A 25,135-nucleotide genomic window follows, 5' to 3' on the forward strand; every position below is an offset into this window, starting at 1 on the left:
CACTTACTCCGCGCTTACTCCGCTCCTGTCGACGGAGTTGCGGATGCCGGTGACATTCGCTGCGAGATTACTCGAGTCACACCATCGCCCCGCATGGTCACGCCGTAGAGCACATTCGCAACGTCCATTGTTGGCTTCTGGTGCGTAATGACAATCAGCTGACTGGTCGCGCGGAGTTCCTCGAGCAGCGCAATAAGGCGACGCAGGTTAACGTCGTCAAGCGCGGCTTCCACCTCGTCGAGTACGTAAAAGGGACTCGGGCGCGCGCGGAAAATAGCGACGAGCATTGCCAGCGCCGTCAGCGACTTCTCGCCGCCGGAGAGCAACGACAGCCGCTTAACCTTTTTGCCCGGCGGGCGGGCTTCAACCTCGATACCTGTCGTGAGCAGGTTGTCCGGCTCGGTGAGAACCAGTCGTCCGTCGCCGCCCGGGAAAAGCGTTTGAAAGACTGCGGGGAATTCTGCCTCGACATCGTTCCACGCGTCTGTGAAGAGCTGCAGGATCGTGGCATCGACTTCCTCGACAACATCGGTGAGGTCCTGGCGGGCCTTGAGGACATCATCGAGCTGCGTGGATAGGAAAGAGTAGCGCTCCTCCATCGCCTTATACTCCTCCAGCGCCAACGGGTTGACGCGGCCGAGCACACGCAGATCCTTCTCCGCCTGTTTGAGCTGCTTCGTCACGGCTGCGCGGTCGAAGTTCTCATCAGGAGCAAAGTCCGCGAGCAGGTCATCGACAGACAGCCCCAACTGGTCGACGATGCGCTCTGCAGCCTCGGTCACGCGGACCTGCGCCTGCGCACGGGCGATGTCGCCCTGGTGCGCGGAATCCGTTAGCTGTGCCAGCTCACGTTGCGCCGCATTTGCCTCCGTCCGGGCCGCTGATAGTGCCTGCGACACTGTCTTCTTCTGCGCCTCGGCATCGTCGCGATCGGCCTCTGCCCGCGCCAACGACACGTTGACCTTCGCATGCAAATCCTCAGCCAGCTCCGCGACAACTTCTGCCAATTCGCGCTGGGCAACCTTCGCCATCTGCGCCTGCTCATGGCGGGCCTTCGCTACGCGCTCCGATGCAGCCTGGCGACGGAGCCGCTCGGCCTTGCCTCGTACACTCGACAGTCGCTCCTCTGCCGTACGCAGCGACAGACGCGCCTCTGTTTCCATGGCGCGCACAGCCGTCAGCGCCTCCGAGGCACGGTCACGTTCGCTTGTCGACGGTTCCCCCTCCTCGGGGTCACGGTCAACGCGAGCTAAGCGGTCTGCGACCACCGCCAACTCCTTCTGGAGCTTCGTTACTCGGTCCGCGGCTTCGGCTCCGCGCTGCTCAGCGCGTTCGGCATCATGCACCACGCCGGACAGCTGCGCTGTGGCCCGAGTTCGGGCATCCGTGAGGACCTTCATACGACTCTGGTGTTCACGCAGCGCAGCACGGGCGGCCGCCGCGTCCGTGCGGCGGTCCTCTTCTTCGGCCTGTGCACCGGAGAGCACACCACCGAGGTCACTCAAACGCACCTGTGCTTCTGCTAGTTCTTCGCGAGTCTTAGCAATGTCGGCGGCGATTTCCACACCTGATGCAGTGCCACCAGCACCGCCAGCTACCCAACCAGAGCCACGCAGCACACCATCGCGGTCAACAACGCGCAGTCGAGTATCCTGGGTCACCAGCTCACGGGCGACGTGCTCGTCGTCGCAGGCCACGACGTCAACGAGCAGAGAGGTCAACGAACCCGAAAGCTCCGCGGGCACTGTCACATGATCGAGCAGCCAGGATGCCTGTGCGGGCAGAGTGATGTCCAAGCGCCAAGAGTCGGATGCATCCGCAGAATTGATAACAACGGCACTGCCCTTGCCCGTGGCCACAAGCTCGTCGATAAGCGAATCTCCACTGCCCTCGCTGACCAGTGCTTCGGCGGCCGCGCCGAGGGCGGCAGTGAGCGCTTTTTCCCAGCCAGCGTCGACATCGATGACTTCAGAGAGAACGCCGAGTTCGTGTTTTTCACGTAGCCACGCGGTGCCGTCGTTGGCAGCGGCGGTGCGGGCGGTCTCCAGAGCTTCGATGCGGGCGGACAGACCTGAGACACTGCGTTCGAGGTCGCGCTCGTCAGCGCGGAGTTCTTTCAACCGTGTAGAGGCCAGCTCTGCTTCTCGGTTGGCCTGTTCATAAGCACTCTGCAGCTCGGGACCTTCGAATTCGGCCTCGGCTAGTTCCTGCGCGGCGTTTTCCACGGCTTCGGTGGCATCGGCACGGCGTTCGTCGGCCTCATTGGTTTGCTCGGCAAGGCGTGCAGCTTCGGCTTCGGCGGCTTCCAAGCGGGTGCGCAGAGATTCTTCTGCGGAAATGAGACGAACCACGCCTTCGCGACGGTCGGCGATTGCGCGAACGGCCGCGAGGTGCTCCGCTTCGGCTTCACGGAAAGTCTCCTCGGCGTCGAAGAGCGTTTCGCGGATTTCCTCCAGTTTTTCGCGGGCCTCTGCCTCAGCCTCAGCGAGCGTGGCTTCTTCGGTGGCGGCGTCGTCGGCCCTCTGCTCCAGGAAGTCCGGGTCTGGGCCTACCCACGGAGCGACGGAGTGGTCGGCCGCGCGATCGGCGGCGATGCGGGCCGTCGCTTGGATACGCTCACCGAGTGCGGAGAGACGAAACCACAAATCTCGGGCAGCATCGGCAGCTGGAGTGATGTCCTCCAGTTCGGCTTCGAGTTCTGCAGTGCGCTCAGCGGCAATCTCGGCTCGCTCCGTGGCGGCCTCCACCTTTTCCTCAATGAGCTTGGCTTGACCAGCAATGTCATTGAGGCTGTCCTGCAAATCCACGAAGTCCGCGGCAGCCAAACGCAACTTGGCGTCGCGCAGGTCTGCCTGCACAGTCTGGGCGCGAGAGGCGGCCTCAGCCTGACGCTTCAGCGGTTTGAGCTGACGGGAAAGCTCACCTGTCAGATCCTGCAGACGGTCGAGATTGGCCTGCATCGACTGCAGCTTGCGCTGCGCCTTTTCCTTGCGACGGCGGTGTTTGAGCACGCCTGCGGCTTCTTCGATAAACGCACGACGCTCCTCTGGCCGCGATTCCAGAATCTGCGAAAGCCGACCCTGGCCGACGATGATGTGCATCTCGCGGCCAATGCCGGTGTCGCTGAGGAGCTCTTGGACATCCATGAGGCGGACGCGAGAACCGTTGATTTCGTACTCACTTGCGCCGTCGCGGTACATGCGACGCGTGACAGAGACTTCCTTATATTGAATGGGAAGTGCCCCATCGGAATTGTCGATGGTAAGAGTGACCTCCGCGCGCCCCAAAGGCTTTCGCCCGGAGGTTCCCGCGAAGATGACATCTTCCATTTTGCCGCCACGGAGGGTCTTGGCGGAATGCTCACCCATAACCCACGCGAGGGCATCGACGACATTCGACTTACCAGATCCATTCGGGCCGACAACTGCGCAGATGCCGGGCTCGAATTTCATCGTCGTCGCCGAAGCGAAGGATTTAAAGCCCTTCAGAGTCAGCGATTTCAAATACATGGGGCAATATCTTACCCGTAGTTACGGTTTGGAGCTGAATTACCCCAAGCACGCACCCTGTTACACAAGATTGTTTACACAGCGTTGTTTACACCACTGCCTGCTTAGTTGACGCGTAGGCCGACTCACCGTGCTGAGCGACGTCGATACCAGAATGCTCCTGCTCGCCGTGGATACGCCAACCGACGGTTGCCTTCAGGACTCGGGCAATGATGTACGTCAGCACGCCTGAGAACACCGCTGCGACGACAGCAATAATGACCTGGATGGCAAACAACTTCAGGCCGTCGATGCCACCGCCGGTAAGCAATCCGCGATCGTTGGCCAGCAGGCCAACACCAATCGTTCCCCACATAGCTGCAACCAGATGTAGACCAACCACATCCAGGGTGTCATCGAAGTTGAACTTGTACTTTAAGCCAACGCCCCAGCAAGCCAGCGCACCGCCGATATAGCCCAGAATGATTGACGTCACTGGGTTCATATCTCCTGCGGCCGGAGTAATAGTCACAAGCCCTGCGATGACACCCGAAGCGGCGCCCAGCGAGGTGGGATGTCCATCACGAATACGCTCGAGTGAAATCCAGCCGAGCATCCCCACGCACGCTGCCACCGTCGTATTCAGCCATGCCAGACCAGCGACACCGTCGGCAGCAAATGCCGAACCGCCGTTGAAGCCAAACCAGCCGAACCACAGCAGTGCAGCACCCAGCATGACGAGTGGCAGATTGTGCGGGCGATGCTGGCTGCCATCGATGGACTTGCGCTTACCGACGATAATCGCCAGCACCAAAGCGGCAGTACCAGCAGCAATGTGCACAACCGTACCGCCAGCGAAGTCAATTGGAGCGATCAATGCTTCACCGTCAGCGGTACCGAACAGCTTTGCCGACAGCCCCTCTGCCGAGTGGCTCAGCAGGCCACCGCCCCAGACCATGAAGGCCATTGGGAAGTACACCAGCGTCGTCCAGAAGCCGACGAAGATCAACCAGGTGGAGAACTTCACACGTTCAGCCAGCGCACCGGAAATCAGCGCCACCGAGATAGAGCAGAACGTGAGCTGGAACCCGATGTCGATGATGTTCGGGTACCCGTTCGCACCTGCGATGTAGTTGCCGTCACCATCCGTAATCGAGTTACGCAGACCGAAGAACTCGAATGGGTTGGCAAAAACACCACCGATCGACTGCGATCCGTAGGACATCGACCAGCCCCACAGCACGTAAATGGCACCGACAACGCCGACCGCACCAAAACTCATCATCATCATGTTGAGCACCGACTTCTGTCGCGACATGCCGCCATAGAACAGCGCGAGCGCCGGTGTCATCAGCAAAACCAACGAAGCCGAAATCAGCATCCACGCTGAGTTTCCCGACTGTGCAATTACTTCTTCAGGCGTCATATGTGCCTCCCCTGTCTGTCAGTAGGTAGTTATCAACTTAAATCACTTTTCCTCCGTATTTGCGTATTCTTTTTCTCCCTTGCGTAGTTTTCCAGGGCTCTAAGACCTCTTCAGCGTCCCAATTGACTATCTGAAGACACGAAAAAATCCCCCGCCAACTGCGTAAAAACAACGACGCAGAGCGAGGGATAGAACGTATTCGAATTTTTCGGATTCCTACACCGACATGGGGGGGGGAGAGAAGGCAGTTGGCACCCGCTTAACGACGGTCAAATGCGCTCAATGCACCCTTCGGTTCCTGCCATAACGGCACCACTGCCGTCACATCGCCCGGAGTATTCGGCCCCTCAAGCCAAGCGAGCAAACTCTCACAGTCTGCCCGTGGCCCTTCAGCAACAACTAACACCCGACCATCCGGGTAGTTCTGGGCATAACCAACCAGGCCTAACTCCAGAGCCGTCGCGCGGGTGTACCAGCGAAAACCGACACCTTGAACACGACCGTGTACCCACGCGGTGAGGCGGACGTCGTTAAGCGACATCGGACTCACGCACTGTCATCGGGTCGGAACCGTCCCAGCACTCAATCTTGTCGTGGCCGCGGACGTTAGGCAGATCATCGCGGTGGAATACCGGATTAAGCCCCTTGGACTTCTGCTCGGAGTAATTCTTTAGTAGGGCGACAGCTACGCCGCCCAGCGGCAGAATGGCGATGATATTGATGGTGGCCATGAGTGCGGAGAAGGTGTCCGCAAGCGACCAGACCAGCGGCACGGAACCGACAGCTCCGCCAATAACGCACAGGATGACCAGCACGCGCACGGTATTCAGGACAGCCTTGCTCTTAGACAGGAATGGGATATTTGCTTCGGCGTAGTAGTAGTTACCCACCAGGGAGGAGAACGCCAGGAAGAAGATGATGACCGTAACCGCGTGGATTGCCCACGTGCCCACCTGCGCCGACAGCGCGGCCTGAGTCAGCGCGGTGCCCTCTGCATCGCCGCCGAAAGTAGGGTCGGACAGCAGGATGATCACTGCGGTGATGGTACAGACGACCCAGGTGTCGAAGTAGACACCCATCGTCTGGATGAGACCCTGCTTGACCGGGTGTGACACCGACGCCGTCGCCGCCGCATTCGGAGTGGAACCCATACCAGCCTCGTTGGAGAACAGGCCGCGGCGAATGCCCTGCATCATGGCAGTACCGACAGCGGCACCGGCAATCTCGCGGATACCGAAGGCGTGCTCAAAAATCAGCTTGATCATGCTCGGCACCTCGGTGATGTTGAGAGCCAAAACAATCAGGCCGAGGATAATGTAGGCGACGGCCATAATCGGCACGACGATCTGCGTCACCGCCGAAATACGCTGCACACCACCGAAGATGATGACGCCGGCCAAGATTGCCAGCACAATGCCGACACCGAACTTAAAGATCGGCGCGTCTTGACCGGTCGACTCCGCCACAGCCGCCGTAATCGAGTTGGACTGCACCGCGTTGAACACGAAACCGTAGGTCACCGTGATAGCGATGACGAACAGCGAGGCCATCCAGCGCCAGTTCTCCCCGAGCCCCTTGGTGATGTAGTAGGCCGGGCCGCCTCGGTAAGAGTCCTTATCCCGCACCTTGTACAGCTGTGCCAGCGTAGACTCCACGAAGCTGGTTGCGCCACCAATCGCGGCGAGCAGCCACATCCAAAACACGGCGCCAGGGCCACCGGTGGTGATCGCCACCGCCACACCTGCGACGTTTCCGGTACCCACGCGTGAGGCCGCCGAAATTGTGAAGGCCTTAAAGGCCGAGATGCCCTTGACACCTTCAGAGATATCAGAGGGCTTTTCAGTGATGGCCCTGAACATCTCCGGGATGTACCGGATCTGCACCATGATGGTCCGCCAACAGAAGTACAAACCTGTACCAACTAGCAGAACAATCATGAACAGCCAGTACTTGTCATTCCAAGCATTTACCCAGTCGGTTGCTTGCTCCATGAAACTCATAAGGAAATTCTAGCGTTGACAAGTGGGACACAGATAACTCGATCTATTCCCAAATGGCAGACGGACAATTTCGCGCCCACACCTCGGGCACGGCTCCCCCGCTTGTCCATAGGCGTTCAAGCTCCGCTCAAAATAGCCACTTTCGCCGTTGACATGCACATATAACGCATCGAAGCTCGTGCCACCGGCCGCTAGCGCCCGCTCGAGTACCGATTGCCCCTCGCGCAAAAGTTTCGCTAAACGACGGACCGAAAGGTCACACGCCGGCACGCGACCATCGACCTTCGCCGCCCAAAGCATTTCGTCGGCATAGATGTTGCCGATACCCGACACAATGTTCTGGTTGAGCAATACGGCCTTGATCGGTGAACGCGACTTCATCATGCGGTGTGCAAGTGCAACCACATCGACGGTGGGCTCCAATAGATCGGGCGCGATCTTGGCTGCGGGTTCCGGAACCACGCGTCCATGGGATTCGACCATTTCACAGGCCCAGACCCAACCAAAGGTGCGCTGATCGTTGAAGTTGATTAGGTGCCGAGCGCCGTCCGGCAGGGCGATGTCGAAAGCGGCTCGGGTGTGACGGCCAGGCAGCGTATCGGGAGTGTACGGAGCTTCCACGCGCAATTGGCCGCTCATGCCCAGGTGGATGGCGATTGCGGAGTCGTCGTCAAGCGTGAGCCACATGAACTTGCCACGACGATCCGTAGCGACAACCGTCCGCCCGCGCGTACGACCGATAAACTCCGCGGCGCCACCGAGTTGGCGCCGCACGGCACGAGCGTTGTAGACGAAGGAATCGTCGATGCGGCCACCGACGACGTAAGTGTCGAGACCGCGGCGTACGGACTCGACTTCAGGAAGCTCGGGCATTAGGCCAGTGCGGTATGCGCCTGATGCGCGGCGTGCATTTCAGCTTCCTTCTTCGTGGCGCCGGTACCGCTGCCCTTAACCACGCCGTCAACCAGCACGTCGACGTAGAAAGTTAGGTCATGGTCGGGGCCGGTGGTGCGCACGGTGTACTCAGCAGCCGGTAGTTGCTTGGCCGCCAGGCGTTCCTGCAGCAGCGTCTTCCAGTCACGGCCGCGGGACTCAGTCGGGGCATCGTCAATCATCTGGTTGAACAGGCGAAGCACGGTCTCGCGGGCAACCTCGAAGCCATGCTGCAGGTAAATAGCACCCAGCAGCGCCTCGGTGGTGTCAGCGAGAATCGAGTGCTTATCCGCGCCACCGGTGGCCTTCTCACCGCGGCCGAGGAGAATGTGCTCTCCCAGCCCGATACTGCGGGCCAGGTCAGCCAGCGCGTACATGTTCACGACACCTGCACGCATCTTGGAAATATCCTGCTCAGCGCGGTCCGGGAAGCGACGGTAGAGTTCTTCAGCAACGCACATGCCCAGCACGGCGTCGCCCAGGAACTCTAGCCGCTCGTTATTGGTCAGCATGCCATTTTCATTCGCGAAACTGCGGTGGGTCAAAGCGAGCTTCAGGGACTCCTCTGGTAGCTCAACACCGAGTTTTTCCAGCAGCGGGGCGTGATCGACGGCCTCGAAAGCCGCCTTTCTAGCCGCCTCACCGGTTAGCCGACGCTTGCGGCTCATCCGTTATATCTCCTTTAAAGTCTTCGTCTAAGTCGTCGTCGATTACTTCTCGTCGCCGAGCGAGCCAAACTTTTCCGCCAGGCCAGCCCAACGCGGATCAATGCGCTCCTCTTCACCCGAGATGCCGTCTGGCTCCGGCACTTCCGAATCCGATTCAGCACAGCTGGAATCGAAATCCAGACAGGTCGGATTGAAGGGCAGATTCAAGCCCGCCTCATCGATGACGGCTTGAGTGATATCCACCGTATTGTCGACGATCTGGCCAACTTCGTCCTCAAGGTCTTCTTCCTCGGCATCGTCGCCTGTGATGAAGTCCTCGTTGTTGGAAAAGACAGCCGAAATGTGGAAGCTGAGCTCCGGATTCAGCGGGGCTAGGCAGCGCACGCACTCGCCAGTGGCCTTGGCAGTCACAGTCGCGTCAACCATGACACCGCTGCCGAGGTTCGTGACAATGCCGTCAACGACAACCTCCTCGCCAGCGGCGATGCCAATCATCTCGACACCAACGCGGACAGGGCTATCGCCTACCTTGCGGAACTGCTCGGGCATGCCACCCTGCAGACATGTCGAAACGTCCAGAACAAATGGGGATGAGTCAGTCATGATAGACCTCAGTCTACCCCGAAGATGCGCTAACGCTCGTACCGGCGGCGTTCCTGCCCCTCGGAGAAGGAAGACGGCGCGCTCTGTGCCCCTGCACCACCGCCGACGGCACCGGCTCCCGAACGCAGTACAGAGCGATTGCGACCGACATTACGCAGGGTCTCTTGGAGAGTCTGTTCAAACTCGGCGAGCTTGGAATCGACGTAGCGGTCACACTCTTCACGGAGGCGAGAGGAATCCGCGTGTGCGTCGGAAAGCAGACGATTCGCCTCGTCGTTGGCTTCGCGGACGACCGTCGACTCAGCGACCAGGCGAGCCTGCTCTTCGCGGCCTTCCGCAACGGAACGCTCGTAGGATTCGTTACCAGCGTGAATCAGGCGATCGGACTCGGCAGAAGCACGATCCACAATGCTGTCGTACTCGTGCTGAGCATCCTCGCGGAGGCGACGGGCGTCGTCCTCAGCGGCCGCGACGGTGCCAGCTGCGTGGGCATTGGCATCCTCGACGGTGTGGTTAGCGCGGGCCTCGGCCTCGTCGACAATGCGATGGGCTTCTTCATCCGCAGTCGAAATGGTGTTGTTCGCCCGGGCTTCAGCATCGTTGATAATCTCATCCCGCTGGTCCAAGACGTCCTGCGCGTCATCGAGCTCAGCCGGGAAAGCATCCCTCAGCTCATCGAGCAACTCGAGAACACGCTGACGCGGAACCATACAATTGGCCGACAGTGGCACGCCGTGTGCCTCTTCTAGGATCTGGACCAGTTCATCAAGAGATTCGAAGACGCGAAACATGACTTACATGCTACTTCAGTCGGCGCTGCAGGGCGTGCAAGACAGGCTCAGGAACTAGCCCTTCCACCGAACCGCCGTAGCGAACAACTTCCTTCATCAGTGTCGACGACACATGACCGTACTTCGGATCAGCTTCCACAAAGAGAGTCTCAATGCCCGTCATGCGCCGATTCATCTGCGCCATGGGCGCCTCGTACTCGTAGTCCGCCGCCGAGCGCAGACCCTTGACCAGGCAGGTGATACCCTGCGCGGAGGTGTAGTCAACCAACAGCTTCGACCAGGAGTCCACCTGCACATTGTCCAAGTGCTGCGTGCACTGCCGAATGAGGTCCATGCGCTCTTCGACGTTGAACATGCCCTGCTTATTCGGGTTGTGGGTAACCAGCACGGTCACCTGATCGAATTGGCGCGCGGCACGCTCAATCACATCGAGGTGACCAGAGGTCATGGGATCGTAGGAACCGGGGCAGCATGCGTGAGTCATAGAGGTCAAACCACCTTTGGCCGTCGTAAAGCGTAAAGAAGAACGTTAAGCGTTGTAGATAGCGGTGTCGAAGCGCGCCAAACCGTGAATGCGACGCTTCAGCTTCTGCTGGAGCTGTTCGTAGCCCTCGGGCCACTGCGTCTCCTCGTCATCGCGGTGACGCTCCACAGTCACGACCGCGCCCGGCGCGAGGAAACTGCGCAGCGCCTCCAGCATCTCTGTAACGGCCTCCCCCGCCAGCTCATAGGGCGGATCCGCAATAACGCGGTCAAAAGGCTCGCCCGGCGCGCCCGCAAGGTACGACGACACTTTCATCGGAGACACGGCCACATCAGGATGCCCCACGGTGCGAATGTTCTTTTCAATAGCGGCAATGGCGTTCGGATCGTTTTCCACCAACACGACGGAACGCGCGCCGCGAGAAGCCGCTTCCAAACCGAGCGCGCCCGAGCCAGCAAACAGGTCGAGAACGCGAGTTCCCTCTAGCCCAAAGCGTGTTGACCAGGAGGAAAAGATGGCTTCCTTCGCGCGGTCACTAGTTGGCCGAGTGGTCTCTCCCTTAGGCGCGACTAGCCTACGACCGCGTGCCTCACCTGCAATAATGCGGGTCATCTACTTCCCTTCGTGCGATGTGTTCTCGTTGCCGTTGTGCTGTGCCGTGGCGCTGTGAGTTGCTGGCGTGATTCTTGCCAGCAGCTGACCGCCTTCGACATCCACAAATTGATCTGCCGCCACCTCCGCGACCGTGCCCGGGCAGGGCGCTAAAACCGGCGCTTCTAGCTTGACGGCCTCCACGACCGCAATGACCTGACCGGTCGTCACCGAGTCTTTCTCGGCGACCTCCCAGCGGACTACTCCTGCAAAAGGTGCACAGACATTTACCATGCCCAACAGTCTACTTTGGTCTTACTAGGAGCGGTCCAAGTAGTTCGACTGCTCTTCATCGATATCGGAGATAAGCTCTCCCACAAGCCTTTCATCACTGTCGAGGAGAGCCGTGGCATCGTGTCGGGTGCGCTCGATGATCTCGCCGTCGGTGGTGAGGTCCACCAGGCCGAGGCCTGTTGCCAGTCCCGATTGGTCATCGCCGAGCAGATCGCCGAAACTACGCGTGGCCAGGTCCAACTCCGCCAGTTGAATGCCGTCGGTGGTGGCGGCAATGCGGTCTAGCCGGGTGCGCTCTGGTGTCTGTGAATGCGTGTGTGTACACAGGAAGCACAGTCCACCACGGTCACCACGGCCGACACGACCGCGCAGCTGGTGGATCTGCGAGATGCCGTAGCTCTCGGCGCGGCGAATCATCATGATCGTGGCCTCTGGTACATCCACGCCGACTTCGATAACTGTGGTGGACACCAGCACATCCAGCTGTCCTGTGGCAAAGGCCTGCATCACGCGGTCTTTGTCCTCCGGTGCCATATTGCCGTGCAACTGACTGATACGTACACCGGGAAGTTTCTTCCTCGCTCGGTCGAACACCGCCTCCACGGACTCGTCGAGGAACTGTTCCTCGTCGCGGGTAATGCGGGGACAGACAATGAAGGCGCGGTTGCCCTTGGCCACTTCTTCCCCAATCCGCTCCCAGGTTCGTGCCTCCCAGCGCGGCTTTTCCAGCGTCGGTACGACAAAAGATTGGATCTCCTGACGTCCCCGTGGCAATTCCGTCAACTGCGAAACTGCGAGGTCGCCAAAAATGGTCATCGCTACCGTGCGCGGAATCGGGGTTGCCGACATCACCAACAGATGCGGTGTCATTCCACCCCGTCCCCTGCTTCGCAGCTGATCGCGCTGGCGCACACCAAAGCGGTGCTGCTCATCGACGACCACCAGCCCGAGATCGAAGAACTCCACGCCCTCACTGAGCAGGGCATGCGTGCCGACGACAATGTCAGCCTCCCCGTTGACTGCCTCCAACAGGGTTGCCCGGCGCTCCTTCGTCGACATCGATCCCGTCAACAGTCGTACAGTCACTGCTACTCCGGCTTGCTCCAGCATCGCTGTCAGCGATCGGTAGTGCTGTTGGGCCAGGACTTCCGTCGGCGCCAGCATCGCGCACTGCCTGCTGGCATCGACTGCTTGCAGCATTCCCAGCAGGGCCACCACGGTTTTACCCGAGCCAACTTCACCTGCTAGCAGGCGGTTCATTGGGTTAGGCCTCGCCATATCGTGCGCAATATCGGCTGCGACCGCGACCTGACCGTCGGTAAGCGAAAACGGCAACCCCCGGCGTAGCTCGTCGCGAAGTCCCCCGGCGACTTCCATGCAGGCCGGCGCGGTGAGGCTCGCTTGAGTACGCTTGCGTGCACCAACGGCGAGCTGGAGCTCAAGCGCTTCGTCGTACTTCAGACGGGCAAGCGCAATATCGGGGCCCGCGATGGAGGGAAAGTGTGCGCCACGCAGTGCGGAGTCGAAATCGGTAAGTCCCTCCGGCGTGGCGGGCAATGGGTCTGGCTGCAGCGGTAACCATTCGAGGATGCGCTGCATGTACAGAGCCAGGTGAATACCCGCTACTCCTTTACGGCCACGGTAAATGGGCAGATAGGGGCGCGTGAGCAGCCGCTGCATCTCCGCAATCCCCTTGGCTGTCTTCGTCAGTGTGGCCAGCTTGCCAGTGGCTGCGCCTACCGAACCATCGGCTTTAAGCACCATGCAATCAACATTCTTCAGCTGTAGCTCATTGCGGAACTCGCTGAGCGTGCCAACAATGAGTAGACGCACACCGGGGTGCAGCATATTGCGCAGCCATTCGGCACCGAAAATCGCGGCCGGAAGAATGCGCACGCCGTCGCTGACATAGATTTTCAGTGGCTTGCGTCGGTCGGCGAAGGCGGGCGCTGGCGAAATGCTGTGCACCTCCACGACTGTGGTGATGGTGTCGCCAATGTCGGAAAATGACACATCTAAGCTCTTACCCTGCGCCACGTAGCGCTTCGGGAAATTCGTCAGCGCATCCGAGACGGTCTCCATACCAAAAGCCGTATGCAGCTTCTTTGCAATCTTTGGCCCCACCACGATATTCAGGGGCGTGCGCGCATAATCCGAGCCGAGCCATCCGAGCATCGCGCTACTCGATTCCTACCTGCACCAGCTCATCGATGCCGGTCGCATCATAGGCTACGACCTCCACAGGCTTGTCCAGCCGCGCCCGCACTTGCGCTATGTCCACGCCCTCAGCTCCGCGCCCGAGCAGCAGAGTCACTAGTTCCCCGCCGCCAGCCAACAGGTCTGAGATGGTCTCTGTGAGCGCGTCAGTCAGGGGCTTATCGACGTCCGCAGCGACTACAGCCGTTCGCGTGCCATTGGCAGCCTCTCCCATCGCATACGCAGCAACCGCCAGCGGCAGCTCAGCCGAATGCACGGCCAAGGCAGCAAGGCCAGCCGGAATGGAGACTGTGGACACTACCGCGAGCGTCGGATTAGCCGCGGCAGCAGCGAATTCGATATCCGCCAATTCCTGGTCGCTGACCAGCCCATTTGGCAGCAGGATAACCTCGTCCGCGCCCCTCATGGCAGTCAGTGCCTTGGTGACCACATTGTCAGCGAACTCCTGGTCGGCGATGGCTGCTCGATCTGTGGGAGTGGATGTGGGAGTCGGAGCGGGGGTCGGGCTGATAGCAATCGCCCCAGAGGAGGTGATGAGATCATTCAGCGGACCGTCCGGCACTACCGCAATGAGGATGCGAGTGGACTCAGGTGTTGTCTCCGGCTCATCGAGCACCTCGATACGGATGCGTTCCGGACGACCGAAGTCAAGTGCTGCCTCGATAACCGCGCCCGGCTCCACTGTGTGGATGTGCACCATGTACTGCGCGGTCTCCGCATTACCAGCATCACCTGCGATGATGAGCGAATTGCCCAGCGGGTTCAACCGCTCTCGCAGCGCTTCCACCGCCTGGGTATCCGCCAAGGAAATCAGGTACATGACCTCCATCTCAACGGTGGCTACGTGTGGCGCGTCGACATGCAAATCGACCGGTGCGGCTGCGCGGCCGCTGACTTCGTCGGCAAGCGCGTCGAGCAGAATGACCAACCCCGCGCCGCCGGCGTCGACCACGCCCGCCTGCTGCAGTGCCGGGAGCTGGCTGGGGGTTTTCGCCAGCGCATCGCGAGCGGCATCCGCGATCGTGTCGGCGAGCTCCTCAATCGAGTCGCCCTCAAATTCCTCCGCGGCAATCGCGGCGTGCCGCAGGACTGTCAGAATCGTGCCCTCCACCGGATTGGCAATCGCTTGGGAAACATGTTGCACAGCTAGCTTTAGCGAGTGTTGTACCGACTCAACGCCAATGCCACTACCGGAGGCAGCCTCAGCCACCGCGCGAAAAACCTGCGAGAGCACAGTGCCCGAATTACCGCGGGCGCCGCGCACTGCACCGGCAGCTAGGGCCGCGGTGACTGCGCGAACATCGGAAGCGTCAGCCTTTTGCGCTTCCTCATAGGCCGAACTCAACGTCGCGAGCATATTCGACCCGGTATCGGAATCCGGTACTGGGAAGACATTGAGACTGTTGATCTCATCGCGGCGGGATTGAAGCGCGTCAATCCCCCGGGCAACCCAGCCGACAATGGCGGCAGAACCAATCTGCAAAGACATGAATTCCTATTCTAGCGTCCAGTCGATAGGGGTAGCTCCCTGACGAATCAGCGACTCATTGGCCCGGCTGAACGGACGCGACCCGAAGAACCCACGGGATGCCGACAGCGGTGACGGGTGCGGCGAACAGATGCAGTCCACGCCGGGGAGCCAACGCTGCAAACTCTGCGCGTCGCGTCCCCACAGAATGGCCACGAGAGGCTGATCACGGGCGACCAATGCTTTGATGGCATGCTCCGTGATTGCCTCCCAGCCCTTACCGCGGTGCGAGGCAGCAGCACCCGGGCGCACGGTCAGTACACGGTTGAACAGGGCCACGCCCTGCCTACTCCACGGAGTGAGGTCACCGTTGGAGGGAGTCGGGAGCCCCAGGTCGGAGGAGTACTCCTTAAAAATATTCGCCAACGACCGCGGTACCGGCTTCACATCCGGCTGGACCGAGAAGCTAAGCCCCATCGCATGCCCCGGGGTCGGGTACGGGTCCTGACCGATAATGAGCACCTTGACCTCATCGAATGGATAAGTAAAGGCGCGCAGCACATCGGTGCCCGCGGGCAGGTAACCGTAGCCGGCCGCGTTCTCCTCGCGCAGGAACTGCCCCATCCGGTGGATGTCATCGGCCACTGGCTCCAGCGCCTTCTGCCACCCTTCTTCGACCGGCAACGGATCCATGTCATGCAGCCTTTCTTCTCAAAACCTCTTCGAACTCTTAAAAGGAAACCCAACCGGCATCGCGGGCAGGAGGTTTGCCGTCGATAAGCACCGAATCGAACTTTTCCTTCGACACCGTACCGATAGCGCGGAACCCCGTCGGAGGCTCCCCCGGCGTCGAACCGATCAGTGTATGGTCCTCCCCTCCGGTGAGCACCCACTCCCACGGGTCGATGCCCAGGTATTCACCAGCGGCAATCTGCAACTCATCGGGCGCAATAGCACTGCTGTCAACTTCCAAAGTAACCCTGGAGGCCTGCGCAATAGCGCGGAGATCCACCACCAGTCCATCGGAATTGTCCGTCAGTGAACGCACACCTGTGGCTCGCGCCGTGGCACCCCTGCGATATTCAAATTCGGGCGTACAGTGTGCTGCCACCAGCTGCGCAAACTCACTCGGAACCTTTGCCGGGCTTCCGCAGTGCTGCAGCAGCGCAAGGCCCGCAGCAGAGTAGCCGATGCGTCCCGACGCAATCACCGTATCCCCCGCGCGTGCCGCTGAGCGCAGCAGCGGCCGCCCAAGCCCACCGAGTTCGCCCATCGCACTGATGGAAATCACCAGAGAATCTCCGCTGACCATGTCACCACCGACGAGCTCCGCCGGACATTGCTTGCCTTCCTGCCACAACCCCTCGGCGATACCGGTGACCACACTCACCGGAGTATGCAACGGTGCTGAGATGGCGAAAAGCATGGCCGTTGGACGCGCACCCATCGATTCGATATCGGCGAAGTTCTGTACTGCGGCCTTAGCTCCAACTTGCTGAGGTGTCGACCAGTCCAGGCGGAAATGGCGCCCTTCCACCAACATGTCGGTGGAAGTGACAAAACGGGCGTTGGGGGTTGTCTGTGTCAAGACGGCGGCATCGTCGCCATTGCGTGCCGACGGGGCGATAGCCCGGATGGCCTCAATGACCCCAAACTCGCCAATATCGCCAATGGTCAATTCAGTCACAGTGTCGAGTCACATTCCTAATAGTCGATGGTTAACCGTTAATAGCGGAACCCGTCTCGGTATTGCCCCCAACCAATTGGAGTTGGTACCGGACAACGTAGAATCAGGCCCATGGTAGACGCACCCCCATCGGGAGAAACAGTTCAGTCCAAGGGTAGCCGGACACGCGCGGGCATCGCACTCGCTATCGCCATTATCTCTATCCTCGGCATCATTTTTGCCGCAAAGATTTACCAGGATAATCAGGCGACAAAGCCAGTCGCGATTTCCAACCCGGAGCTCCCCGCCAATGACTCGCCCGAGTGTGCGGAACTGCTCGACCGACTGCCAGATCGCGCCGCAGGTCTGGTTCGCGCCGACATTGCAGAGCCAGCTCCAGAAGGTGCCGCTGTGTACCGAAACTTGGAACAAGACCGCATCACGCTGCGCTGTGGCGCGAACGTACCTAGCCAGTACAACGAACTGGCTAAGACCGAAGAGGTCAAGGGCATTTCGTGGCTGCGTGTTGTCGACAGTACCGACGAGTCTTTGGCGACTTGGTTCACCGTCGGGCGCGAACCGGTTGTTGCAATTACCGCCGAAGGAAATGCAGAGGCGGAGGATGCCCTGAGTGACCTCGCCGAGGCGCTGCGCCCGGACTCCGCGTACAAGAACAAGCCGGAGCGCGGCGGCGTCCCACTGGTAGAACTGGCAGCTCCGGAAGCTGATAGGCGCTGCAGCGGCTTGGAGGCTGCCCTCCCCCGCGAGCTTGGCAACCGTCACCGTCTGAGCGCAGAGGAAATGCCGGCTGACATGCCGAAGGACATGGTCATTTGGGGCGGCACCCCAGCCGATCCGGTGGTGCTGCGCTGTGGTGTCGACGAGCCGGCTGGCTATAGCACCACCACGCAGCAGCTGACGCAGGTTGGCGACATTGTCTGGTTCAACGAACCAACGCTTTCCTCCGGTACCTCCGCCACCTGGTACGCCATGGGCCGGGAGCGCTTCGTCGCCGTTGAAATGCCGATGTCGGAGGCCAGCTCACTGATGCCGGTGCTCTCCTCGGTCATCGCTGACAACCTGGAGAACATCTCGCCGAGCGAAGAAAAGTAAGAACCAACTTCTATCGACGAGCTACCAGCGCCCGCTCAATCAGGGCGCTGAGCAGCTCCTCGTAGGCTACACCTGAGGCCGCAAACATCTGCGGGTACATCGAAATCGGGGTAAAGCCCGGCATGGTGTTGACCTCATTGATAATCGGGCCATTATCCGTGACAAAGAAGTCCACGCGAGTCAGACCATCAGAGCCCAGTGCCCTGAACGCCCGACGAGCATCCGTGTCCAGTGCCTTCAAAACATCCTCCGGCAGCTCAGCCGGGATCTGCGCCGAGACGACATCATCCAAGTACTTGGTCTCAAAACCGTAGAAGCCCTCGTCAGAGTCCTCCGTGCCACGCAGCAACGACGGAACTGATACCTGCAGGCTGCCGTCAGCACGCTGCAGCACACCAATCTCCACTTCGGCGCCGTCTACACCGGCCTCTACAATGACCTTCCAGTCGTGCTCTCGGGCCAGCTCTACCGCCGCATCCAGATTCGCCCAATCATCCACGCGGGAAATGCCAATCGACGATCCACCACGAGCAGGTTTAACGAACACCGGCAGGCCAAGGGGCTCCTTGTCCTCGTCGGAAAGCGACTCGCCGACATGCAAAACAACCTGCTTGCCGATAGGAAGCCCCGCTGCCTGCAAGAGATTCTTCGTGCGTTCCTTATCCATTCCCGCCGCGGAAGCGAGCACGCCCGGGCCGACATAAGCAATGCCGGAAAGCTCAAAGAGCCCCTGAATCGTGCCGTCCTCGCCGTGCGGACCGTGGAGTACCGGGAAGATGACGTCGACGGTGTCGAAAACCTCGCCGGCGCGATCACCGGTGACGAAGCGGAATTCACCGCGGCGTGACGGCGACGTGCTCAGCGCAACTTCCTCGCCCGGGATGACCTCCGGCATCGTACGCCCCTGTGTGCGCAGCGTATCCGTCTCACGCGTACCGACGGTCCAGACACCATCCTTGGTAATACCAATGGGAACCACTCGGAAGCGGTCCTCATCCAGGTGATCCATAATTGCGCCGGCCGAGACACAGGAGACGCTGTGCTCAGGGCTTGCGCCACCGTAGATGACGGCGACGGAAATGCGATCTGCAGACGAGCTATTCGACGAAGTCATGGTGACTTAGTTTAGCCCCGACCTCGTTGAAGTGGTTACTCCGACTTGCGGCTTCGCCCCATCAGCTTGCGAATTGTCTCATCGACCTTCGCGCCTTCGTGGCAGACGGCGTAAACGGCCTCAGTAATTGGCATTTCCACGCCATTGCGACGAGCGAGGTCACGGACCGAGATTGAAGAAATCACACCCTCAGCCACCTGACCGCGCGTAGCGTGCTGCGCCTGCTCCATCGTGTCACCGCGACCGAGACGGTCACCGAAGGTGCGGTTACGCGACAGCGGCGAGGAACAAGTGGCCACCAAGTCACCGAGGCCCGCCAATCCCGCGAAAGTCTTATCTTCTGCGCCGACGGCATTACCCAGACGAGTGATTTCCGCCAAGCCACGGGTGATAATGGTTGCCAGCGTGTTCTCACCCACTCCTTGACCAGCGGCCATACCGCAGGCCAACGCAATGACGTTCTTGCAGGCACCGCCGATTTCGCAGCCGATCACATCGGTGTTGGTGTACGGGCGGAAGTAATTAGTGGCAACTGCCGCCTGAATCATCTTGGCATTGTTCTCATCAGCGCAAGCAATGACCGTTGCCGCTGGCTGCTCCATCGCAACCTCGCGGGCGAGGTTCGGGCCGGACAGCACCGCAATACGCTCTGCTGGCAGGTCTGTGACCTCCGCAATGACCTCACTCATGCGCAGATGTGTCTCGCGCTCCACACCCTTGGCCAGGCTGAGCAGAATCGTCTCCGGCCCGATGAAGTCCTTCCAGACCTTGAGGTTGTCACGCAGAGTCTGCGAGGGCACGCCCAGCACCACCACATCCGCGCCCTTCAGCGCGGCCTCTGCATCCGAGGTGGCTTCGATGTTGCGCGGCAGCCCCAGACCAGGCAGGTAGTCGTGGTTTTCGCGGCTGATCTGAATACGCTGTGCCTGCTCCGCACGTCGCGACCACAGCCGTACAGGATTGCCCGCATCAGCAAAAACCTTGGCGAGCGTCGTGCCCCACGAGCCCGCACCCATCACTGAAACTTGCACCATCGCCGCGACCTTCCTCCGTTAGCCTCTAATCTCCAACAAGTCTAGCGAGACGTTCTCACACTGCGATACTAAACTAGGTCGGCGACAAAGGATTGAAAGGGAATTCACGATGATGCACGAAGAGGACAAGGACCTCAAGGGCGATACCTCCGTGACCGGTCGCCTGCGCCAGATTCCGACGAAGCCAGGTCAGGATGTCACCAAGCCGACCTTCGCGGCCGGCGCGGTTCTATGGCGCGGCGATGTCCATAACCCTGAAATCTGCGTGATTCACCGTCCTTCCTACGACGACTGGTCGCTGCCGAAAGGCAAGCTCGACGCCGGCGAGAACCTCATTGCCACCGCCGTCCGCGAAATCTGGGAAGAGACCGGCTACCGCGTCCGTCTGGGCAAGCTCGTCGGCAACGTCTCTTACCCTGTCGCCGGACGAACGAAGCTGGTCTGGTACTGGACCGCTGAGGTTCTAGACGGCGAATTCGAACAGAACTCCGAGGTCAACGAGCTTCGTTGGGTCTCCTGGGACGAAGCCGAGGAGCTGCTGTCCTACGACCTCGACCGCGACGTGCTGGTCAAGGCCCGCAAGCGCATGAACAAGGAACCGGACACCCGTCTCATTCTGGTTCGCCATGGGCGTGCGCACCGTCGCACCAACTGGAACGGCAATGATGCACTGCGGCCACTGGATAAGAAGGGACGTCGTCAAGCGGAACTGCTCGTCTCTGCCCTGGAAGGCTTCCGCCCCGAGCGGATCTACTCCGCCGAGCCCGTGCGTTGCCAGGACACCGTCGCGCCACTCGCCGCAGAGCTGGGAATGCAGGTCACAGTCGACGAACGGCTTGGCGACGAGCACTGGATTGCCAACCAGGTTGAGTCCAAGAAGGCATTCGAAGACATTGTCGCGCTAGGCGGAGTCAGCGTCATCTGCTCTCAGGGCATCACCATCCCAGACCTGCTTGCCGCCTGGTCCGCTGAGGGCACCCTGCCCTTCGACGAGGAAATCCTGTGCAAGAAGGGCTCTGCCTGGGTGCTGGGCTTCAACGACGGTGTGATGACCACGGCTGATTACTACGCCTCGGCGCTGCCGGTGAAGTAGTTTGTGAGGATTTTGACCTACAGCGTCTTAGGCTTGTGGGCCGGACGACTCTCCTCGTAGGCCACAATGTCCGCTTCGTTGCGCAGGGTCAGGGAGACGTCGTCAAGCCCTTCCATCAGACGCCAGCGGGTGTAGTCGTCGACCTCGAACGGGAAGACCTGCTCACCGGCCTCGACGGTGCGGGTCTCCAGGTTGACGGTGAGCTCCATGCCAGGGTTAGCCTCCAGCAGCTTCCACAGCAGCTCGACATCGGACTGCTGCATCTGTGCGGCGAGCAGCCCCGCCTTGCCGGCATTGCCACGGAAGATATCGGCGAAGCGGGAGGAGATGACGACGCGGAAACCGTAGTCCATCAGGGCCCACACGGCGTGCTCGCGGGAAGAACCGGTACCGAAGTCCGGCCCTGCTACGAGGACGGAGCCCTTTGCGTATTCCGGACGGTTGAGCACGAAGTCGGACTCGTTGTTGCGCCAGTTGCTGAACAGGCCATCCTCGAATCCGGTGCGGGTGACGCGCTTTAGGTAGACAGCCGGGATGATCTGGTCAGTGTCGACGTTGGATCGCTGCAGGGGAACGCCGACGCCGGTGTGAGTATCAAACTTTTCCATAGTGAAAGGTCCTTAGAAGTTCTGCTTGGGTCTGTTGTACAAAGATCGGCAGTGAGAGTCAGTTAGAGATCAGCCGGTGCTGCGAAGTGACCGGCGACGGCAGTGGCTGCGGCGACAGCCGGGCTGACCAGGTGGGTACGACCACCCTTGCCCTGACGGCCCTCGAAGTTGCGGTTGGAGGTCGAAGCGCAACGCTGGCCCGGGGTCAGCTGATCCGGGTTCATGCCCAGGCACATGGAGCAGCCCGGCATACGCCATTCGGCGCCTGCCTCTTCGAAGATCTTGCCCAGTCCCTCTTCCTCAGCCTGCGCACGGACCTTTGCGGAGCCCGGCACGATGAGCATCTGGACGCCGTCGGCAACCTTGCGGTCCTTCAGCACGTCGGCGACGGCGCGCATGTCCTCGATGCGGCCGTTGGTGCAGGAACCTACGAAGACCACGTCGACCTTGACGTCGCGCATCGGGGTGCCCGGCTTCAGATCCATGTACTCCAGTGCGCGTTCGGCCGCGATGCGGTCGGAGTCCTCAGCGATGAACTCCGGATCTGGCACGGTCTCCCCCAGCGGCACGCCCTGGCCAGGGTTAGTACCCCAGGTAACGAATGGAGTCAGCGCGGAACCGTCGATTTCAACGACCTTGTCGAACTTCGCGTCCTCGTCAGTAACCAGGGACTTCCAGTATTCGACTGCCTCGTCCCACTGCTCGCCCTGCGGCGCGTGCGGGCGGTCCTTCAGGTATTCGAAGGTGGTCTCGTCCGGAGCAATCATGCCGGCACGGGCACCGGCTTCGATGGACATGTTGCAAATGGTCATGCGGGCTTCCATCGACAGCTTCTCGATGGCCTCGCCGCGGTACTCAATAACGTGGCCCTGACCACCGCCGGTGCCAATCTTGGCGATAATCGCCAGAATCAAATCCTTGGCGGTAACACCATCCTGCAGTTCGCCGGTGACGTTGACCGCCATGGTCTTGAAAGGCTTCAGCGGCAGGGTCTGGGTAGCCAGAACGTGCTCAACCTCCGAGGTACCGATACCGAAGGCCATAGCACCGAAAGCACCGTGGGTTGCGGTATGCGAGTCACCACAGACGACGGTGGTGCCCGGCTGAGTCAGGCCCAGCTGTGGGCCGACGACGTGCACGATACCCTGTTCGCGGTCGCCCATCGGATGCAGGCGGATACCGAACTCCTCGGCGTTCTTGCGCAGTGTGGCAATCTGGGTACGAGAGGTCGGCTCCTCAATCAGATTGATTTTGCCGCCGGCGACAGTGGTCGGAACGTTGTGGTCCTCGGTTGCGATGGTCAAATCCGGGCGGCGTACCTTGCGCCCTGCCAGACGGAGGCCATCAAAAGCCTGCGGCGAGGTAACCTCGTGGACGAGGTGCAGATCGATATAAATCAGATCTGGTTCGCCGTTGTCGCCTTGCTTGACTACGTGGTCATGCCAGACTTTCTCGGCCAGAGTCTTCGGGCTGGTGTCCGTGGTGCGCATAGTGGGTGAGCCGCCTTCCGGATATATCTCTTTTATCTCAAGGAATGAGATGTTAATATCATGGCATGGGACAGATTAGCACATCCGAGACGCCAGCTCTAAGTGGCATTAAGGTTCTCGACCGTTCGGTACTCATTCTCAAGTCTGTTGCAGAAACTCCACGCACCCTCGCCGAGCTCTGTGACGACACCGGCCTGCCCCGCGCCACCGCCCATCGGCTGGCCACGGCGTTGGAAGTACACCGCCTTGTCACCCGCACTCCGGACGGCCGCTGGACGACGGGCCCCGGCCTCACCGAGATCACGCCTGTCACAACCGACCTGCTTGCCGACGCCGCAGCGCACATCCTGCCGAAGCTAGTAGAGGTAACCGGAGAGTCCGTGCAGCTCTACCGTCTCACCGGCGATACCCGCACCTGTATTGCCTCCATGGAGCCCGCCACCGGACTGCGCAACACCGTGCCAGTTGGCTCTCGCATGCCGCTAACCGCCGGCTCCGCCGCACGTGTTCTCCTGGCCTTTGGCCCGGCCAACCTCGCTGAGCGAATGCTTCCCGACGCCGACTTCAACCAACAGGACCTCGACGACTGCCGACGTCTCGGCTGGTCCGAGTCCATGGGTGAGCGCGACCCCGCACTTGCCTCCGTCTCCGCCCCGGTTTTCGACAGCAACCAGCGCATGATTGCAGTCCTATCCGTCTCCGGCCCCGTGGAGCGCATGACTCCGTCGCCCTACGAATGCTGGGGCGCAAAGGTTCTCGGCGCCGCTGAAGAGATGAGCTCCCGACTGTAATGCCCGCTTACCGTCACCTTGTCCTTCTTCTGTCCATGTTCGCGGCGGTCGGTTCGTCCGTCGTTCACATGGGTGTGCCTTTTCTCATCCCATCCCTACAGGAAAACGGCTTAAGCCTCTCCGCCGCCGGCCTCGTCGCAGCAATGCCGGCGGCCGGTATTGTCTTCACGCTCATCGCCTGGGGCTGGTTTGTCGACCGCTATGGCGAACGCGCAGCTCTGTTCGCCGGCCTGACCTCTACTGCCTTAACGACGGGGCTTGCGGCGCTAGCTTCGTCGTCAAGCCCGGCTCTGCTCGGGGCCACGCTCTTTCTCGCCGGGTGTGCGGCGGCGAGCGTGAATTCGGCATCCGGCCGCGTGGTGTCGGGCTGGTACCCACCGCATCAGCGCGGCACTGCGATGGGCATTCGCCAAATGGCTCAGCCCCTCGGCGCTGCACTATCAGCGGTAACCCTGCACCCTCTCGCGCAGAATTACAGCATCGGAGTCGCACTCGCGATGCCCGCAATCCTGTGCGCCGTGCTGGCGTTGCTTGTACTGATAGGCGTGAAGAATCCCCCTCGCCCTGATGCCTCGAACCCCACCGTCACGGCCAGCCCCTACCGGGACGGCAAGTACCTCGTGCGCATCCACATCGCCTCGGCGCTGCTGTCCTGGCCGCAGTCGATGATGGGTGCCTACATTCTGGTGTGGTTGCTGTCTGTGGGGTACTCCGATGGCACGGCGGGCACAATTGTGATGGTCTCGCAGCTGCTCGGTGCCGGATCGCGAGCACTGATGGGTGTGGTCTCTGACCGAGTGCGATCTCGCATCCGCCCCTACCGCTGGGTCTCGGGTGCGACCTTTGTTTTGGCTGTCGCAATGATGATTGCCAGCTGGGCTGATTGGCGCACGCTTGGAACTTTGCTGGTCTGCGCACTGGCCGTTGCTGTGGTCAGCCCGAATGGACTCGCCTTCACCGCAGTTGCTGAATACGCAGGCCCCTTCTGGTCCGGACGCGCTATGGGTACGCAGAACACGTTCCAGAACATTATCTACGCTGCAACGCCTCCGGTTTCGGGTGCGATTGTGGCCGCTGCGGGCTTCCCCGCGCTGTTTGCCGTCACGGCTCTGTTCCCCGCCGCCGCGCTGGGTATTGCGCCACGAGAAGACCAGAACCGCAACGGGCGGGTGCGGGTCGAGCTTGACTAGGGCGTGTCTCCTAATTGTGGGCCTGTGCTCGAGCATGATTGAGGTGTGTCACAACGGTCTAGATTTACGCAGT

Annotated in this window: 23 protein-coding genes; 4 read left to right on the forward strand and 19 right to left on the reverse strand. The window is 60.7% G+C overall.

The genetic code is table 11. The annotated features are described in order from the left end of the window. Positions 1 to 14: 14 nt before the first annotated feature. From smc to QP978_RS09395, 15 genes are all read right to left on the reverse strand, one after another. Positions 15 to 3,509, reverse strand: coding sequence for a chromosome segregation protein SMC (smc, locus tag QP978_RS09325; RefSeq protein WP_049171541.1), 3,495 nt, complete (start codon positions 3,507 to 3,509; stop codon positions 15 to 17). Between the two features lie 88 nt (positions 3,510 to 3,597). Next, positions 3,598 to 4,914 (reverse strand): ammonium transporter, encoded by a 1,317-nt coding sequence (locus QP978_RS09330; RefSeq protein WP_284857104.1) that lies wholly within the window; start codon positions 4,912 to 4,914, stop codon positions 3,598 to 3,600. 259 nt (positions 4,915 to 5,173) lie between these two features. Next, positions 5,174 to 5,455 (reverse strand): acylphosphatase, encoded by a 282-nt coding sequence (locus QP978_RS09335; RefSeq protein ID WP_048735484.1) that lies wholly within the window; start codon positions 5,453 to 5,455, stop codon positions 5,174 to 5,176. Further along, on the reverse strand, positions 5,445 to 6,905 hold the full coding sequence (locus QP978_RS09340; protein ID WP_070601596.1) for an alanine/glycine:cation symporter family protein: 1,461 nt from the start codon (positions 6,903 to 6,905) through the stop codon (positions 5,445 to 5,447). Before QP978_RS09340 ends, QP978_RS09335 begins: the two co-directional genes overlap by 11 nt. A gap of 18 nt (positions 6,906 to 6,923) precedes the next feature. Beyond that, a complete protein-coding gene (gene mutM, locus QP978_RS09345; protein WP_069358781.1) occupies positions 6,924 to 7,787 on the reverse strand; it encodes a bifunctional DNA-formamidopyrimidine glycosylase/DNA-(apurinic or apyrimidinic site) lyase in 864 nt (287 codons plus the stop codon). Next, the gene (rnc, locus tag QP978_RS09350) at positions 7,787 to 8,515 is read right to left on the reverse strand and encodes a ribonuclease III (RefSeq protein WP_038628630.1); all 729 of its coding nucleotides are present in this window, start codon (positions 8,513 to 8,515) and stop codon (positions 7,787 to 7,789) included. The genes mutM and rnc overlap by 1 nt, the downstream gene beginning before the upstream one ends. 42 nt (positions 8,516 to 8,557) lie before the next feature. Next, complete coding sequence (locus QP978_RS09355) at positions 8,558 to 9,118, reverse strand: YceD family protein (protein WP_048735478.1); 561 nt, start codon at positions 9,116 to 9,118, stop codon at positions 8,558 to 8,560. A 29-nt stretch (positions 9,119 to 9,147) separates the two neighbouring features. Then, on the reverse strand, positions 9,148 to 9,909 hold the full coding sequence (locus tag QP978_RS09360; protein ID WP_049171555.1) for an SPFH domain-containing protein: 762 nt from the start codon (positions 9,907 to 9,909) through the stop codon (positions 9,148 to 9,150). 10 nt (positions 9,910 to 9,919) lie between these two features. Continuing rightward, complete coding sequence (gene coaD, locus QP978_RS09365; protein WP_016422540.1) at positions 9,920 to 10,393, reverse strand: pantetheine-phosphate adenylyltransferase; 474 nt, start codon at positions 10,391 to 10,393, stop codon at positions 9,920 to 9,922. 45 nt (positions 10,394 to 10,438) lie between these two features. Continuing rightward, positions 10,439 to 11,005 (reverse strand): 16S rRNA (guanine(966)-N(2))-methyltransferase RsmD, encoded by a 567-nt coding sequence (gene rsmD / locus QP978_RS09370; protein WP_048735471.1) that lies wholly within the window; start codon positions 11,003 to 11,005, stop codon positions 10,439 to 10,441. After that, on the reverse strand, positions 11,006 to 11,278 hold the full coding sequence (locus tag QP978_RS09375; RefSeq protein WP_070439653.1) for an acyl-CoA carboxylase biotin carboxyl carrier protein subunit: 273 nt from the start codon (positions 11,276 to 11,278) through the stop codon (positions 11,006 to 11,008). A gap of 24 nt (positions 11,279 to 11,302) precedes the next feature. Beyond that, positions 11,303 to 13,453 (reverse strand): ATP-dependent DNA helicase RecG, encoded by a 2,151-nt coding sequence (locus QP978_RS09380; RefSeq protein WP_070652927.1) that lies wholly within the window; start codon positions 13,451 to 13,453, stop codon positions 11,303 to 11,305. Between the two features lie 4 nt (positions 13,454 to 13,457). Continuing rightward, a complete protein-coding gene (locus tag QP978_RS09385) occupies positions 13,458 to 14,984 on the reverse strand; it encodes a DAK2 domain-containing protein (protein WP_049189537.1) in 1,527 nt (508 codons plus the stop codon). Between the two features lie 6 nt (positions 14,985 to 14,990). After that, positions 14,991 to 15,656, reverse strand: a complete 666-nt coding sequence (locus tag QP978_RS09390; RefSeq protein ID WP_048735462.1) for a uracil-DNA glycosylase — start codon at positions 15,654 to 15,656, stop codon at positions 14,991 to 14,993. A gap of 37 nt (positions 15,657 to 15,693) precedes the next feature. Continuing rightward, positions 15,694 to 16,650, reverse strand: a complete 957-nt coding sequence (locus QP978_RS09395) for a thiamine-phosphate kinase (RefSeq protein WP_049171566.1) — start codon at positions 16,648 to 16,650, stop codon at positions 15,694 to 15,696. Between the two features lie 111 nt (positions 16,651 to 16,761). On the opposite strand from QP978_RS09395, the gene QP978_RS09400 reads away from it, so the two are divergent. Further along, a complete protein-coding gene (locus QP978_RS09400) occupies positions 16,762 to 17,742 on the forward strand; it encodes a DUF3515 domain-containing protein (RefSeq protein WP_049194012.1) in 981 nt (326 codons plus the stop codon). A 10-nt stretch (positions 17,743 to 17,752) separates the two neighbouring features. Here QP978_RS09400 and QP978_RS09405 read toward each other — a convergent pair whose 3' ends face one another. Then, positions 17,753 to 18,856 carry a D-alanine--D-alanine ligase family protein gene (locus tag QP978_RS09405; protein ID WP_070439666.1) on the reverse strand — a complete coding sequence of 368 codons (1,104 nt, stop codon included), beginning with the start codon at positions 18,854 to 18,856 and terminating at the stop codon, positions 17,753 to 17,755. 35 nt (positions 18,857 to 18,891) lie between these two features. Continuing rightward, positions 18,892 to 19,890, reverse strand: coding sequence for an NAD(P)H-dependent glycerol-3-phosphate dehydrogenase (locus tag QP978_RS09410; RefSeq protein WP_284857105.1), 999 nt, complete (start codon positions 19,888 to 19,890; stop codon positions 18,892 to 18,894). A 112-nt stretch (positions 19,891 to 20,002) separates the two neighbouring features. Here QP978_RS09410 and QP978_RS09415 point away from each other — a divergent pair, with 112 nt between their 5' ends. Next, positions 20,003 to 20,983 carry an NUDIX hydrolase gene (locus tag QP978_RS09415; RefSeq protein ID WP_172954645.1) on the forward strand — a complete coding sequence of 327 codons (981 nt, stop codon included), beginning with the start codon at positions 20,003 to 20,005 and terminating at the stop codon, positions 20,981 to 20,983. Between the two features lie 17 nt (positions 20,984 to 21,000). Here the strand turns inward: QP978_RS09415 and leuD are convergent, their stop codons facing one another. Next, complete coding sequence (leuD, locus tag QP978_RS09420; protein WP_049189541.1) at positions 21,001 to 21,591, reverse strand: 3-isopropylmalate dehydratase small subunit; 591 nt, start codon at positions 21,589 to 21,591, stop codon at positions 21,001 to 21,003. A 62-nt stretch (positions 21,592 to 21,653) separates the two neighbouring features. Further along, the gene (gene leuC / locus QP978_RS09425) at positions 21,654 to 23,081 is read right to left on the reverse strand and encodes a 3-isopropylmalate dehydratase large subunit (protein WP_049189542.1); all 1,428 of its coding nucleotides are present in this window, start codon (positions 23,079 to 23,081) and stop codon (positions 21,654 to 21,656) included. A 65-nt stretch (positions 23,082 to 23,146) separates the two neighbouring features. Here leuC and QP978_RS09430 point away from each other — a divergent pair, with 65 nt between their 5' ends. Both QP978_RS09430 and QP978_RS09435 read left to right on the forward strand, forming a co-directional pair. Then, positions 23,147 to 23,872, forward strand: a complete 726-nt coding sequence (locus QP978_RS09430; protein ID WP_049171587.1) for an IclR family transcriptional regulator — start codon at positions 23,147 to 23,149, stop codon at positions 23,870 to 23,872. Beyond that, positions 23,872 to 25,062 carry an MFS transporter gene (locus QP978_RS09435; protein ID WP_049189543.1) on the forward strand — a complete coding sequence of 397 codons (1,191 nt, stop codon included), beginning with the start codon at positions 23,872 to 23,874 and terminating at the stop codon, positions 25,060 to 25,062. The genes QP978_RS09430 and QP978_RS09435 overlap by 1 nt, the downstream gene beginning before the upstream one ends. The last annotated feature ends 73 nt before the right edge of the window (positions 25,063 to 25,135 follow it).

It is taken from the genome of Corynebacterium sp. MSK035, assembly GCF_030232615.1.
Lineage (GTDB): Bacteria > Actinomycetota > Actinomycetes > Mycobacteriales > Mycobacteriaceae > Corynebacterium > Corynebacterium jeikeium_D.